A 13,586-nucleotide genomic window follows, 5' to 3' on the forward strand; every position below is an offset into this window, starting at 1 on the left:
GTGAAAGATATTTTAAATTTGATAAAAAATAAATCAAAATTTTATAGCATAGGAAATATATCAGAAGAAAATATAAAAGAAGCAGAATTAATATTAAATATTAGATTTGCTTCTGATTATAGAATGATTATTAAAGAATATGGCGCAGTTACATTTAGCGGTCATGAATTAACAGGCATATGTAATTCGAAAAGATTGAATGTAGTTGATGTTACTAAAGAAGAACGCAAATATAATAAAGTGCCTGAGGATTGGTATGTAATTGAACAGGCAAATATTGACGATATAGTAATATGGCAAGATACAAACGGTGCTGTATATCAAACAATGCCAAATAAAAAGCCAATAAAACTTTGCAATTCTCTTTTAGAATATATTGATTTTTAATTAACTGTTTAAGCATAATGTTAAAAAGCTGTCTTTCCCACAAGAAAAACAGCTTTTTATTTTATACATATTTATACTTTTTTCTGTTTGCCACAAAGAATGATACGCTTATAATCAGCGAGCAAATTTCTGCGCCTACTACGGCAAGCCATATTCCGTTAAGTCCGAGCAGTTCGGGGAGAATAAAGATGAAAGCAATTTGAAAAACGAGCGTTCTCAAAAATGAAATTATAGCGGAAACAAGACCGTTGTTCAGCGCTGTAAAAAATGCCGATGCAAAGATATTGATACCGCTTATAATGTATGACAGCGCAAACAGGCAGATTGCATTGGTTGTCATATCGTGCAGTTCTTTGTTGTATCCTACGAAAATTCCTGCCAGAGCAGAGGAAAAAATTTCTGCACAGGCGGTAAGGATAACTGCGGTTGCCGACAGCAAAATAAGACTTTTTTTGAAAAGGCTTTTCAGCTCATCGGTATTTCCTGCACCGTAGTGGTATCCGATAATCGGAGCAACTCCGACCGAGTAGCCGAGGTAAGTGCCGACAAAAATAAATCCGACATACATTATAATGCCGTAAGCTACAACGCCGTCGTAACCCGCATATTTAACAAGCTGTAAATTGTAGAGCATATTTACAAGCGACATTGAAATGTTTGTTACCATTTCGGAAGAGCCGTTTGTGCAGGTTTTAAGTATCGGTTTAAGTTCAAGTTTGGTTTTAACAAGTTTCAGCGGCGACTTGTTTTTGCGTGCAAAGTAGAATATCGGGATCATTGCGCCGATAAATTGGCTTATACCGGTTGCAAGCGCAGCGCCAAATACGCCCAAGCCGAATACATAGATAAACAGGAAGTCAAGCACCATATTTGTAAGTCCTGCGGCAAGAGAAACTCCAAGTCCCATTGCAGGTTTTTCGGCAACTACAAGAAAACTTTGAAAGCAGTTCTGAAGCATAAAGAAGGGGAGAGCGAACAAAAGAGTTCTGCCGTAAACCGAACAAATATTAACCATTTCGCCCTCTGCGCCCAAAAGTTCGGAGATTTGTCTTATAAACAAAATACCGATTGCCGCTAAAACAATACTCGCAATTACCAAAAAATAAATCAGCATTGAAAAATAGCGGTTGGCGAGCTTTTTGTTGCCCTCGCCAATGGTCTTTGAAACAAGAGCACTGCCGCCTGTACCAATCATAAATCCCACAGAGCCGAGCATCATAAGTGCCGGCATAATCAGATTAACTCCCGCAAAAGACTCACTGCCCGCAACATTTGATACGAACAGTCCGTCAACAACCCCGTAAACAGATGTAAAAATCATCATTGCAACAGTTGGAATTGTAAATCGGATAAGTTTTTTGTAGGTAAAATGCTCCAATAACTGAATCATATTTCACTCTCCTTTATTTTACATAAAAACAGCTCGGTTATATTATCAATAACCGAGCTCACCCGACATCTTATCGAAAGTGCTCCGAATACTCGGAATGGTGTTACGACACCCTGTCCTCCGATGACCATATTTTATTATAAGTACAGACATTTTAGTATATTTTTATACCAATGTCAAGAATTTAAAGAGTTTTAACATAAAATCATATTTTATTTTTAAGTATATTCGATTATTTCTCAAAATTATCAATTGTGTAAATAATGCACGCAATTCCGGAAATCATCGAGAACAAAACTGCTCCTGTCATTGCCTCATTAACAGATGCTCCGACAAAAAAGCCGACGATTCCGGCAATGACCATAATGATAACAGACACTGCGGTTCTAAACTTTTTCATATGTCTTTACCTCCCGAAATTCCTGTTTATACTTACATTATAACATTCGGAAAAATTAAAGTCAAATAAAAACAGTCCGTTGAGAGCGGAGTTTTCTCCCGACGGACTGTTTATCGAATTATTAATCTTTGTATTTATTTACAAAATACTTTTATAGGTGTCGTTTAAAATGTTATATGAATTTTCAAGATATTTTTGTTCTGACGGAGTAAGTTTTAGTTCAAGCATACGCTTTGCGCCCTCACTTCCGATTATTGCCGGATTGCCGAGGAAAACATCTTTTTTGCCGCCGTATTCACCCCGTAATCTAACGGATACCGTGAGTACGGAGTTTTCGTTTTCAAGCACGGCTCTTGCTACACGCACTATTGCCATTCCTATGCCGTAGTATGTCGCTTTTTTGGCGGCGATGATTTCGTGTGCGGCGGTACGGACTTCTCGGCTTATTCGGTCTAAATCCTCCATAAAATAGCTTTTGGAATTGTCTGAAAGAACATCGCAAATCGGTTTTACCGCAATTAGAGCCTGCGACCAAGGTACAAATTCACTGTCACCGTGTTCGCCGATTACATAGGCGTGTATGTTGCGTGGGTCAACTTCAAAGTATTCGCCCAAAAGATACCTAAGTCTTGCGGTGTCAAGGGTTGTACCCGTGCCGATTACTTTTTCGGCTTTAAATCCCGAAAGCTCGCAGGTAATTCTTGTCATAATGTCAACGGGGTTTGTAGCGACAATAAATATGCCCTCAAATCCGCTTTCCGTTACCTGCGGAACAATTTTTCGGAAAATTTCGTAATTGCCTTTTAACAGCTCAAGTCTGCTTTGCGACGGTTGCCGCTGACTGGCACCCGCACAGATTACAACGATGTCGGCATCTTTACAATCGCTGTAATTTCCTGCGTAGATTTTTGTGCTGGCAGGCGAAAAAGCAATGCCGTGGTTTAAATCCATTGCCTCGCCTCTGGCTCGCTGTTCGTTTATGTCGATGAGTACAAGCTCGTCACAAAGGTTTTGATTCAGAGCCGCATATGCAAAACTCATACCGACCATTCCTGTACCGACAAGTGCGATTTTCTTTTTGTTTGTAAACATATTATTATCCTTTCTGACTTATAATGTAGAGTTGGAGTGATTTTGTTTTGCTTTTTGCAAATCGGATTTTTTGCTGCGAATTTGAAAATGTATCAAATATATTTTTACAATAAAAGATGAATTTATACGGCTGTATGTACATTGTTTTGGAAAAAAGTGCTTAAGGATTATGATGAAAAAAGACGAATTTGTATTGAAAATTTAATGCTATTGTGATAAACTAATATTAAGCATACAATGCGATTTTATGTGTTGGATTTAAAAAGATTATACGAAGGGATAGATTTGAGATGTATAAGATAGTTAAAAAGAAATCACTCAACCCTACCGTTACTCTTATGGAAATTGACGCTCCGCTTATTGCAAAAAAAGCACAGCCGGGTCAGTTTATTATCCTTAGAGTTGACGAGGACGGTGAGCGTATTCCGCTTACTGTTGCAGGTTATGACAGAGAAAAGGGTACAGTTCGTATTATTTTCCAGATTGTCGGTGCTACAACAGAAAAACTCAACCACTTAAATGAGGGCGACTGCCTTCACGATTTTGTAGGCCCGCTCGGTGTTCCTACTCATACAGACGGCTACAAGAAAGTTTGCGTTGTAGGCGGCGGCGTAGGTTGCGCAATTGCACTTCCTATAGCTGAAAAGCTCCACGAGCTCGGCGTAGAGGTTCACTCTATTGTCGGTTTCAGAAACAAAGACCTTGTTATTCTTGAAGACGAATTCAAGGCTTGTTCAGACAAGTTTATTGTTATGACAGATGACGGTTCACACGGCAGACAGGGCGTTGTTACAACTCCGCTCGAAGAGATGATTAAAGCCGGCGAGAACTACGACCTTGTAATTACTATCGGTCCACTTATTATGATGAAGTTCGTTGTTAAGACAACAAAGCCTTACAACATTCCTACCACAGTTTCTATGAACCCGATTATGATTGACGGCACAGGTATGTGCGGCGGCTGTCGTCTTACGGTTGGCGGCGAAACAAAGTTTGCTTGCGTTGACGGCCCTGATTTTGACGGCTTCCAGGTTGACTTTGACGAGGCTATGAAGCGTGGCGCTATGTACAAGGAATTTGAGCGTAAGGCTTACAGCGAAGCTTGTAATCTGTTTAAGAAGGAGGTTGAGTAATTATGCCGAATATGTCACCTAAAAAAGCTCCTATGCCTACACAGGAGCCTAATGTAAGAAATAAAAACTTTCTTGAGGTAGCTACAGGCTACACAGAGGAAGTTGCAATCGAAGAGGCACAGCGTTGCCTTAATTGTAAGCATAAGCCTTGCGTATCGGGCTGTCCGGTACATATTTCAATTCCTGATTTTATTAAGGAAGTTGCACAGGGCAACTTTTCGGGTGCTTATGATGTAATTTCAAAATCAAGCTCACTTCCTGCAGTTTGCGGCCGTGTTTGCCCACAGGAAACACAGTGTGAGTCAAAATGCGTAAGAGGTATTAAGACCGAACCTGTAGGTATCGGCAGACTTGAGAGATTTGTTGCCGACTGGCACAATGCTCAGACAGATGTTGTTGTAAATAAGCCGGAACCAAACGGTCATAAGGTAGCTGTAGTAGGTTCAGGCCCTTCAGGTCTTACTTGCGCAGGCGACCTTGCAAAAATGGGTTACGATGTAACTGTTTTTGAGGCACTCCACCTTGCAGGCGGCGTTCTTGTTTACGGTATTCCCGAATTCAGACTTCCAAAGTCAATCGTTCAGAAAGAAGTTGATACACTTAAGGCTCTCGGCGTTAAGGTTGAAACAAATATGGTTATCGGCAGAGTTATCTCTATTGACGAGCTTATGGACGATATGGGCTTTGAGGCAGTATTTATCGGTTCAGGTGCAGGTCTTCCGAGATTTATGAAGATTCCCGGTGAGAACCTTTGCGGTGTTTATTCCGCAAATGAGTTCCTCACAAGAACAAACCTTATGAAGTCTTATAAAGAGGATTCCGCTACACCTATTATGCACGCTAAAAAGGTTGCTATCGTAGGCGGCGGTAATGTTGCTATGGACGCTGCCCGTTGTGCAAAGCGTCTTGGTGCAGATGAAGTTTACATTGTTTACAGAAGAAGTGAAGAGGAACTTCCTGCAAGAAGAGAAGAAGTTGAGCACGCTAAGGAAGAGGGCATTATCTTTAAGCTCCTTAACAACCCTGTTGAAATTCTCGGTGATGAAAACGAGTTTGTAACAGGTATGAAGTGCGTTGAGATGGAACTCGGTGAACCTGACGAAAGCGGCAGAAGAAGACCTGTTGTTAAGCCGGGCAGCGAGTTTGTACTTGATGTTGACGCAGTAGTTATTTCTATCGGTACATCACCAAACCCACTTATCAAGGCTACTACAAAGGGCCTTGAAACACAGAAGTGGGGCGGCATTATCACTGATGAGCACGGTCTTACATCTCGTGAGGGCGTATATGCAGGCGGTGACGCTGTAACAGGTGCTGCTACAGTAATTCTTGCAATGGGTGCAGGCAAAACAGCCGCAGCAGCTATTGACGAGTACATTAAGAGCAAAGAGTAATTCTCATATAAAAAACATTTACCCGATTATAGCAAAAGCTATAGTCGGGTATTTTTTGTGTGTTTCAGCGCTAAGATTAATAATTAAGGCTCTTTATCAAAAGTTGGTGTAATTATGGTTTGGTAAAATAATTAAAAAATTTAGGTCAAGCCTTTTTAAAGGCTTGCGGGTTTGGGCAGAGCCCATAAAAAGTTTCCCTTACATCAAATTATCGGGCGCAAACAGCAAAGCTGTTTGCGTGCTAAGACAATGTTTTGAAAACAGGCGATAGCCTTAAAAAGGGGAATAGATAAAATAATGTGCCGTCATTGCGTAGCAATGACGGCACAAATTATAGGGAATATCTTTTCTCTGTTGCTGTCGCATTGGCTTTCGCCATTGTGTTCAAGCCGCCAAACGGCAAGCCGTTTGGCTATCAAAATTTGCGATAGCATAAAGTATTTGTGGGCGTTGCCCACACCCACAACCTTTGAAAAGGTTGACCAAACTTTTTACTTCGGGACGGAGAGTTTAGCTTTTGCTTTACTTTGTTGCCCGACTGAAACTTAGTCATAATTTATAATTTTGTCATTTTCTTAAAAAGTTCGTCTGATTTTTCCCACCCCATCACTGCAAAACAGCAAACAAAAACCCGATTATAGCCTTTGCTACAATCGGGTATCTTAATACTTTTCTAAATCAGCTTACCGCTTTTTTATACAGCTGTTTATAAACCAAGAACAATGCCACCGATACTATTAAAAAGAACAGTGAACACGCAAGCACGCACATTATAATGTTATTTGCACACGATACAAACAGCATATATGTTGCTCTTGACGCTATGTTAAAGGTTTCAATCTTCTTTGACAGCAAAATTACTATCGGCAATACCAATGTTGTCAAAAATGTGGCGGCTGTTGCATAATAAATATGGCGCACTGCCCTATGTTTCCATTTTGTTGATAATACAAATATTACGCAAATCAGCGCCGAAAGCACTGCACATATTGCAATTACAAACGGCAACAGTTTTTTAACATTCTGAAATCTGCCCGCTAATGTTCCAAAAAACGGCAATTCCAGCGACTGCTTATAAATTTTAGCCGCCTCTTTTATAAGGTATTCCCTGTTTTCGCTCGAAACACTGTCGGCGCTTATGCCCTTTTGCTCTATATAATCGTCAAGCGCTGTATTAAACGCCTGTTTAAAAGCTGTTTTATCAATCACACTGCCCTCGCCCGAATAATAATCCTGTATATACTTTTCAGTATCCTCGTGAATCATTATTTCATCAAGCAAGCCGTTGAAAAAGTCCTCTTCAAGTCCGCTTGCATAACCGAGGTCGGTCAAACTGCTTGTTATCTCGTCCTTTTTCTCGGTTATGTAATTGCAGGTGTTCATATTGTCAAGCATAAAGCTGTCATTAAACAGTGTGAACTGCAGCGAAACAGCATACGCAAGCACTGTTAAAAGCACTGCAAGCACAAGCGAAAGCAATATATTAACTATCTTTTTAACTGTTGACATATTCAGCCCTCCTTTGATGTTTTATCAATCTGAGGACCTGAAACATATTTTGCATACACAAAAAATCTCTGATCTGTAAGACCAAGCTCGTCAAACGGATAACAGGTATACATTATGAGATTTTCTTCATTTGCGTTTAAATCATACGCAGAGGTGTCTGTCGCTTTCTTTACAGCCGTATCGGTAATTTCGTATGTGTAATTGCCGTAGCTTGTCTTAATGGTAACAGTCTGCCCTGCCTTAGCGTTTTTAAGTCCGTTAAAATATGTATTGTTGTGTCCGGCAACAAGAATTGTTTTTCCGTAACCCGGTATAAAACTGCCGTTATATATGCCTACGCCGTTTCGCAGTGCAACATTTCCGTCACCGAAGAAAAGGTTATTGTCAATAGAGCAATCCTCTATGATAAGTTCGCCGAATTGCTCGCCTGTCTTTGGGTATTGGATTTCACTTATAGGCAGTTTTTTATTTGAATCGGTTTCATTTTCGTTTTCTGACACCGGCACAAATATATTGTTATATTCTGTGGAATAATCTCTTGCAGAGTCCGAAAACATAAGACCCGCTGCCGAAATTAAAGAAGATGACGGCATAAGTACAAGGTAGCCTAAAAGATAAATTACCACAAAAAATATAGAGGGAAGAATTAAAAAACCCTTCCCACCAATTTTTTTATGCCTGTGTCTGGTATTTTTCATATCAGACATTTACAATCAAGCTCTTTCTCTTTTTTTAACAGAAAGAACAACTGTAGCACCTGCTGCAAGAGCAACTGCTGCGCCTGCAACTGTAGCAACAGCGAATGTGTTTACATTAGCGCCTGTTGTAGCAATAGCATTGCTTGTAGTTGTTGTGTTACCCTTACTGTCAGTTGTAACCTTTGTGCTAACAATTGCGTTGCCGTTCTTGTCAGTAGCAGAAACAGTCTTAGTTGCCTTGTCGTAAGAAACTGTAACACCGATTACATTAGCAGCCTTCTGACCATAAGTGAAGAGCTCCTGCTTCTGATCTTTGTTAAGATCCTTAACAGTTGAAGCACCCTGTGACTTAAGGTAATCTACAGCATCATTGATGTCCGCAATAATCTCCTTAGATTCTGCGTCTGTCATGTCAATAGTGTTGAAGTAGTTTTCAGCCTGGTTGAGCATCTCATCAGCATTAGTAACAAAACCACCGTTGTAGCTTGTGTTTACTTCTGAAAGCTTGTCAAGTACAGCCTGTTCTGCGCTGTTGATACCAGCGGCAAAAGCCGGCACGCTAGCCATAGCAATAACTGTTGCTGATGCAAGGATTGCAGATAACTTTTTCATTATTTATACCGCCTCTCTAAAGTATTTAGCAAATCGTTGAACAAAATTATATATATAAAATTTTGCCCAACTATCTACTTTGAATTATATTTTAACACAATAATTCTTTTTTGTAAATACTTTACATTAAATTACTGTCGAATCTTAGTTTTTTTATTTTTTGCAGTAAACAAAGTTGTTTATCTTGCTTGTTTTTGGTATTATTCACGAATTTTCTTGTCTGACATACATTCAACAAGAACAGCTTTTTGCGCATGAAGTCTGTTTTCTGCCTCTTCAAAGATTTCATTGGCATGCTCTTCAAATACATCGGCAGTGATTTCTTCGCCACGGTGAGCAGGTAAGCAGTGAAGAACCATACACTCCGGATTTGTAACAGACATAAGCTCTTTGTTTACCTGATAGCCGGCAAATGCCTGTTCACGGATCTTCTTCTCCTCTTCCTGTCCCATAGATGCCCAAACATCTGTATAAACAACATCAGCGTTCTTTGCAGCCTCCATTGGGTCTTCAACAATTTCAAATTTGCCGTTGCCGTACTTTTTACCGAATTCAATAATGTGTTCAGGCGGCATATATCCCTTTGGGCAAGCTGCAGAGAAAGACATACCTGTGCTGAGTGCGCCGACAATGAGAGAGTTCATCATATTGTTGCCGTCACCGATAAAGCACATTTTAAGTCCCTCAAGTTTACCCTTAAACTCACGGATAGTCATAAGGTCTGCGAGCACCTGACAAGGGTGGCAGTAGTCTGTAAGACCGTTGATAATCGGAATAGAGCCGTACTCGGCGAGAGCCTCAACCTCTTCCTGCTTAAATGTTCTTATCATAATACCGTCAAGAAAACGAGAGAGAACTCTTGCTGTATCCTGAACAGGCTCGCCTCTGCCGATCTGTAAATCATTGGATGAAAGGAAGAGCGGATAACCGCCGAGCTGTGTCATACCTACTTCAAAAGATACTCTTGTTCTTGTGCTTGACTTCTCAAAAATCATACCAAGAGTTTTGCCGGCAAGAATTTTGTGCTCAATGCCGTGTTTCTGCTCGTATTTAAGCTGGTCGGCAAGGTTTAAAGTATTGATGATTTCATCTGTTGACCAATCTTCAAGTTTAAGTAAATGCTTCATTTTAATTCTCCTTTAATGTTTTTTCAAGAATATCAAGCGCAAGGTCGATTTCTTCTTTTGTAATGTTAAGCGGCGGCAACATTCTTAAAAGTGACTTTGCGGTAATGATAATAAGTCCGTTTTCAACACATTTTGCCGCAATGTCGTGTGCGTCGCCGTCTTTAAGCTCAATGCCAATCATAAGTCCCATTCTGCGAACAGCCTTTACGCCGTCCATTTTGAGGACTTTTTCTTCTATATATTTACCCTTTGACTCAACCTCGGAGAGAAACTCCGGCTTTGAAATTTTATCAAGCACATAGTTTGCACCTGCGCAAACAACAGGGTTTGCACCGAATGTTGTGCCGTGAGTCGAAGGTGACATTACATCTTTTAGTTTTTCGCCGCAAACGCATAAGCCGATCGGAAGTCCGCCGCCAATGCCCTTTGCAACTGTGAAAATGTCAGGTTTTACATCAAAATTCTGGAAAGCGAACAGCTTGCCTGTTCTGCCTGCGCCTGTCTGCACCTCGTCAACAATAACAAGAATATCCTTTTCGTTACAGAACTTAACAAGGCTCTGAACATAGTCTTTATCAAGGATATTTACACCGCCCTCGCCCTGAATAAGCTCAAGCATAACTGCGCAGGTTTTGTCTGTTACGGCATTTTCAAGAGCGTTCATATCGTTGGCGTCAACATATGCGAATCCCTGTGTAAACGGGAAAAAGTAGTTGTGGAACACATCTTGTCCCGTTGCGGAAAGAGTGGTTACTGTTCTGCCGTGGAAAGAATTGTTGAGTGTAATAATCTCATTGCGGTCAGCACCGTACTTATCAAAGCTGTATTTTCTCGCAACTTTAATGGCACATTCATTAGCCTCCGCACCGCTGTTTCCGAAGCATACCTTTGAAAAGCCTGTAAGTGTACAGAGTTTTTCGGCAAGATTACTTGCCTGCGGGCAATAAAAGTAGTTTGACATATGCTGAATTGTGTTTGCTTGTTCGCTTACGGCTTTTACCCAGCCGTCCTCGCACCAGCCGAGGCTGTTTACACCGATACCCGATGCAACATCTACATATTTTTTGCCGTCCTCGTCATAAGCAGTTGCACCCTTGCCGCTTTTTAAAGCTACATTGTATCTGCCGTAGGTGTGCATTATGTACTGCGAATCTTTTTCCTTTGTATTCATCATACCACCCCTTAAGTGTTATCTACATCTTCGTTATTAAAGGAAAAAACAAATATATCCTCACGCTTTTTAAATCCGAAATCTTGCCAGAAGCTCTGACCCGTGGTGTTGTTCTGATAGCAGAAGATATGAGTTTTATCAATCCCTTGGTCTTTAATCGCTTTGATAGCGCTTTTTGCAAGTTCGTGACCGATTCGGTTTCTTCGGTAATCGGGCAGAACCGCCATATGGTGAATAAATCCTCGTCTGCCGTCATGACTTGCAAGTACAGTACCTACAATTTTACCGTCAATTACGGCAACCTTGCTCATACCCTCGCTTCTTGTCAGATAAGATTCTATTTTTGCTTTTTCGTCAGCCTTGGACAAGGCTCTTTTTGAGGTAATCTGCCAGAGGGCAAATACTTCCTCGTAGTCATCGATTGTCATTTCTCTGATTGTCATATCTGTTTTTCCTTATCAACTGCCCGTAGGCAAAATATTTGCAAATCTATTAATAGAACATTGTGCCGATACCCTCATCACTGAACATTTCAATGAGGATAGAGTGTTCAATTCTGCCGTCAATAATGTGTGCTCTGCTTACGCCGCTTCTTACAGCCTCAACACAGCAGTCAATTTTCGGAATCATACCGCCTTTTATGATGCCCTCACGCTTGAGCATAGGAACTTCGCTGACATTTACAACAGATATGAGCGAGTCTTCGTCGTTTACATCTTTTAAAAGACCTCTGATGTCTGTCATAAGAATGAGCTTTTTGGCACCGATTTTTGCGGCGATGTGAGCTGCGGCAATGTCTGCGTTTACATTATAAACATTTCCGTCATAACCGCTTGCAACGGTAGCCACAATCGGAATATAACCGTTGTTGATAACATTCTGCAAAGGTTCCGGATTTACTTCTTTAATCTCGCCTACATAGCCGAGGTCTGCACTTGTAACAAGTTTTTCCGCCATAAGCATATTGCCGTCAAGACCGCAAAGACCGATTGCTTTTCCACCGTGTTTTTCCATAAGCTGAACAAGGTTTTTGTTTACCTTGCCTGCAAGTACCATCTGCACAATGTCAATAGTTTCTTCGTCGGTAACACGCATACCGTTTTCAAACTTGCTCTCTTTGCCGACTGCCTTAAGCATTGCATTTATTTCAGGGCCGCCGCCATGAACAAGCACAACATTAACGCCTACAAGGCGCATAAGTGCAATATCGCTCATAACGGCGCTTTTGAGTTTATCGTTTATCATTGCGTTGCCGCCGTATTTTACAACAATTGTTTCACCGCTGAATTTACGAATATACGGCATAGCTTGTATTAAGACTTTTGCTCTTTTATTAATATCCATTTTTCATTTCCCCTGATATAAATTTAATGCCCGTTTTTCAGATAAATTATGGTTTGGCAAATTACTTTGCCAATTAGGTTCTGTAATCTCCGTTAATCTTTACATAATCGTAAGTGAGGTCACAACCGTAAGCCTCGGCATAGCCAAAACCGTCATTTAATGATACAAGAATGTTGATTTCCTTTTCAAGCAGAATTTCCTTTGCTTTTTCTTCCGAAAACTCAACTCCTGCGCCGTCCTTGCATACAAGAATATTGCCTTTGGCGGATTCAAAAGAAACATCTACCTTTTTAACATCAACATCAGCGCCGCTGTAACCGATTGCACAAAGAACTCTGCCCCAGTTAGCGTCCGAACCGAACATTGCGGCTTTTACAAGGCTTGAACCGATAATGCTCTTTGCAACTTTAACAGCGTTGGGCTTGCTCTTAGCACCCTCAACCTTGCAAACAAGAAGTTTTGTTGCGCCTTCGCCGTCACCCGCAAGTTTCTTTGCAAGTGCTCTGAAAGCTGCGGTAAGTCCGCTTAAGAATGTATAGTAATCTTCGTTTTTGTTGGTAATCATTTTGTTGCCGGCTTTGCCCGATGCCATAATAGCAAGGGTATCGTTTGTAGATGTATCGCCGTCAACGCTTACCATATTGTAACTGTCCTCAACAGCCTCACGCAGAGCCTCACGCAGCATATCCGAAGAAACAGCCGCATCTGTTGTAACAAAAGAGAGCATAGTACCCATATTAATGTGAATCATACCGCTGCCCTTTGCAATACCGCCGATTGTAACGGTTTTGCCGTCAAGCTCCATCTGCATAGCCATTTCTTTTTTTACCGTATCGGTTGTCATAATAGCCTCGGCTGCGTCTGTGCCGCCCTCTTTTGTAAGGTGACCTTTCATATATACGCAAGCCTTTAAAATAGGCTGAATAGGCAGAGGCTGACCGATAACACCTGTTGATGCAACGATAACATCTTCCGCTTTTACACCGAGAGTTTCGCCTGCAATAAGGCACATATGATTTGCAATGTCATATCCGTTTGCGTTGCAGGTGTTTGCATTGCCGGAATTTACGATAACCGCCTGAGCCACGCCGTTTTCGAGGTGCTTTTTTGTTACCTCAATAGCCGAACTTTTAACAAGGTTTTTGGTATAAACAGCCGCCGCCGTACAGGGAGTGTCGCAATAAATCAGCGCAAGGTCACGCTTTGTTTTGTTTGACGGCTTGATTGACGCACAAATACCGGCTGCTGTAAAACCCATAGGAGAAGTAACTGTGCCTTCGATAAATCTGTAATTTCCCATAATAAAGCCTCCGTTTTTTATTTGCTTTT

At 41.0% G+C, this 13,586-nt stretch carries 14 protein-coding genes; 3 read left to right on the forward strand and 11 right to left on the reverse strand.

All coding sequences use genetic code 11. From position 1 onward, the window contains the following. Complete coding sequence (locus KGF34_RS08670; RefSeq protein ID WP_158552574.1) at window positions 1-387, forward strand: SMI1/KNR4 family protein; 387 nt, start codon at window positions 1-3, stop codon at window positions 385-387. 61 nt (window positions 388-448) lie between these two features. On the opposite strand, the gene KGF34_RS08675 is transcribed toward KGF34_RS08670, so the two are convergent. From KGF34_RS08675 to KGF34_RS08685, 3 genes are all read right to left on the reverse strand, one after another. After that, on the reverse strand, window positions 449-1,777 hold the full coding sequence (locus KGF34_RS08675; protein ID WP_252558749.1) for an MATE family efflux transporter: 1,329 nt from the start codon (window positions 1,775-1,777) through the stop codon (window positions 449-451). A gap of 232 nt (window positions 1,778-2,009) precedes the next feature. Further along, complete coding sequence (locus tag KGF34_RS08680; protein WP_022234327.1) at window positions 2,010-2,177, reverse strand: hypothetical protein; 168 nt, start codon at window positions 2,175-2,177, stop codon at window positions 2,010-2,012. Window positions 2,178-2,315: 138 nt separating this feature from the next. After that, window positions 2,316-3,269, reverse strand: coding sequence for an L-lactate dehydrogenase (locus KGF34_RS08685; RefSeq protein WP_022234328.1), 954 nt, complete (start codon window positions 3,267-3,269; stop codon window positions 2,316-2,318). Between the two features lie 290 nt (window positions 3,270-3,559). Here KGF34_RS08685 and KGF34_RS08690 point away from each other — a divergent pair, with 290 nt between their 5' ends. After that, window positions 3,560-4,402 (forward strand): sulfide/dihydroorotate dehydrogenase-like FAD/NAD-binding protein, encoded by an 843-nt coding sequence (locus KGF34_RS08690; protein WP_022234329.1) that lies wholly within the window; start codon window positions 3,560-3,562, stop codon window positions 4,400-4,402. A gap of 2 nt (window positions 4,403-4,404) precedes the next feature. Further along, on the forward strand, window positions 4,405-5,796 hold the full coding sequence (gltA, locus tag KGF34_RS08695; protein WP_252558750.1) for an NADPH-dependent glutamate synthase: 1,392 nt from the start codon (window positions 4,405-4,407) through the stop codon (window positions 5,794-5,796). Between the two features lie 678 nt (window positions 5,797-6,474). Here the strand turns inward: gltA and KGF34_RS08700 are convergent. From KGF34_RS08700 to argJ, 8 genes are all read right to left on the reverse strand, one after another. Then, a complete protein-coding gene (locus KGF34_RS08700; RefSeq protein WP_022234331.1) occupies window positions 6,475-7,305 on the reverse strand; it encodes a hypothetical protein in 831 nt (276 codons plus the stop codon). 2 nt (window positions 7,306-7,307) lie between these two features. Beyond that, window positions 7,308-7,931 carry a class D sortase gene (locus tag KGF34_RS08705; protein WP_252558751.1) on the reverse strand — a complete coding sequence of 208 codons (624 nt, stop codon included), beginning with the start codon at window positions 7,929-7,931 and terminating at the stop codon, window positions 7,308-7,310. A gap of 87 nt (window positions 7,932-8,018) precedes the next feature. Continuing rightward, complete coding sequence (locus KGF34_RS08710) at window positions 8,019-8,615, reverse strand: hypothetical protein (RefSeq protein WP_252558752.1); 597 nt, start codon at window positions 8,613-8,615, stop codon at window positions 8,019-8,021. Between the two features lie 200 nt (window positions 8,616-8,815). Beyond that, window positions 8,816-9,742, reverse strand: coding sequence for an ornithine carbamoyltransferase (gene argF / locus KGF34_RS08715; RefSeq protein WP_252558753.1), 927 nt, complete (start codon window positions 9,740-9,742; stop codon window positions 8,816-8,818). Between the two features lies 1 nt (window position 9,743). After that, window positions 9,744-10,916 carry an aspartate aminotransferase family protein gene (locus KGF34_RS08720; protein ID WP_252558754.1) on the reverse strand — a complete coding sequence of 391 codons (1,173 nt, stop codon included), beginning with the start codon at window positions 10,914-10,916 and terminating at the stop codon, window positions 9,744-9,746. Window positions 10,917-10,924: 8 nt separating this feature from the next. Next, the gene (locus KGF34_RS08725) at window positions 10,925-11,356 is read right to left on the reverse strand and encodes a GNAT family N-acetyltransferase (RefSeq protein ID WP_022234335.1); all 432 of its coding nucleotides are present in this window, start codon (window positions 11,354-11,356) and stop codon (window positions 10,925-10,927) included. A 49-nt stretch (window positions 11,357-11,405) separates the two neighbouring features. Continuing rightward, the gene (gene argB, locus KGF34_RS08730; RefSeq protein WP_186936154.1) at window positions 11,406-12,257 is read right to left on the reverse strand and encodes an acetylglutamate kinase; all 852 of its coding nucleotides are present in this window, start codon (window positions 12,255-12,257) and stop codon (window positions 11,406-11,408) included. A gap of 73 nt (window positions 12,258-12,330) precedes the next feature. Continuing rightward, entirely contained in the window at window positions 12,331-13,557 is a 1,227-nt protein-coding gene (gene argJ, locus KGF34_RS08735) for a bifunctional glutamate N-acetyltransferase/amino-acid acetyltransferase ArgJ (RefSeq protein ID WP_252558755.1), read from the reverse strand. Between the last annotated feature and the right edge of the window lie 29 nt (window positions 13,558-13,586).

Source organism: Ruminococcus sp. FMBCY1 (assembly GCF_023921805.1).
Lineage (GTDB): Bacteria > Bacillota > Clostridia > Oscillospirales > Acutalibacteraceae > Ruminococcoides > Ruminococcoides intestinale_A.

Excerpts from the sequence above, each read along its gene's own strand:
- argF (WP_252558753.1), bottom strand. The coding sequence starts at position 9,742 with ATGAAGCATTTACTTAAACTTGAAGATTGGTCAACAGATGAAATCATC.
- KGF34_RS08720 (WP_252558754.1), bottom strand. The coding sequence starts at position 10,916 with ATGATGAATACAAAGGAAAAAGATTCGCAGTACATAATGCACACCTAC.
- KGF34_RS08680 (WP_022234327.1), bottom strand. The coding sequence starts at position 2,177 with ATGAAAAAGTTTAGAACCGCAGTGTCTGTTATCATTATGGTCATTGCC.
- argJ (WP_252558755.1), bottom strand. The coding sequence starts at position 13,557 with ATGGGAAATTACAGATTTATCGAAGGCACAGTTACTTCTCCTATGGGT.
- KGF34_RS08690 (WP_022234329.1), top strand. The coding sequence starts at position 3,560 with ATGTATAAGATAGTTAAAAAGAAATCACTCAACCCTACCGTTACTCTT.
- KGF34_RS08725 (WP_022234335.1), bottom strand. The coding sequence starts at position 11,356 with ATGACAATCAGAGAAATGACAATCGATGACTACGAGGAAGTATTTGCC.
- argB (WP_186936154.1), bottom strand. The coding sequence starts at position 12,257 with ATGGATATTAATAAAAGAGCAAAAGTCTTAATACAAGCTATGCCGTAT.
- KGF34_RS08700 (WP_022234331.1), bottom strand. The coding sequence starts at position 7,305 with ATGTCAACAGTTAAAAAGATAGTTAATATATTGCTTTCGCTTGTGCTT.
- KGF34_RS08710 (WP_252558752.1), bottom strand. The coding sequence starts at position 8,615 with ATGAAAAAGTTATCTGCAATCCTTGCATCAGCAACAGTTATTGCTATG.
- KGF34_RS08675 (WP_252558749.1), bottom strand. The coding sequence starts at position 1,777 with ATGATTCAGTTATTGGAGCATTTTACCTACAAAAAACTTATCCGATTT.
- gltA (WP_252558750.1), top strand. The coding sequence starts at position 4,405 with ATGCCGAATATGTCACCTAAAAAAGCTCCTATGCCTACACAGGAGCCT.
- KGF34_RS08685 (WP_022234328.1), bottom strand. The coding sequence starts at position 3,269 with ATGTTTACAAACAAAAAGAAAATCGCACTTGTCGGTACAGGAATGGTC.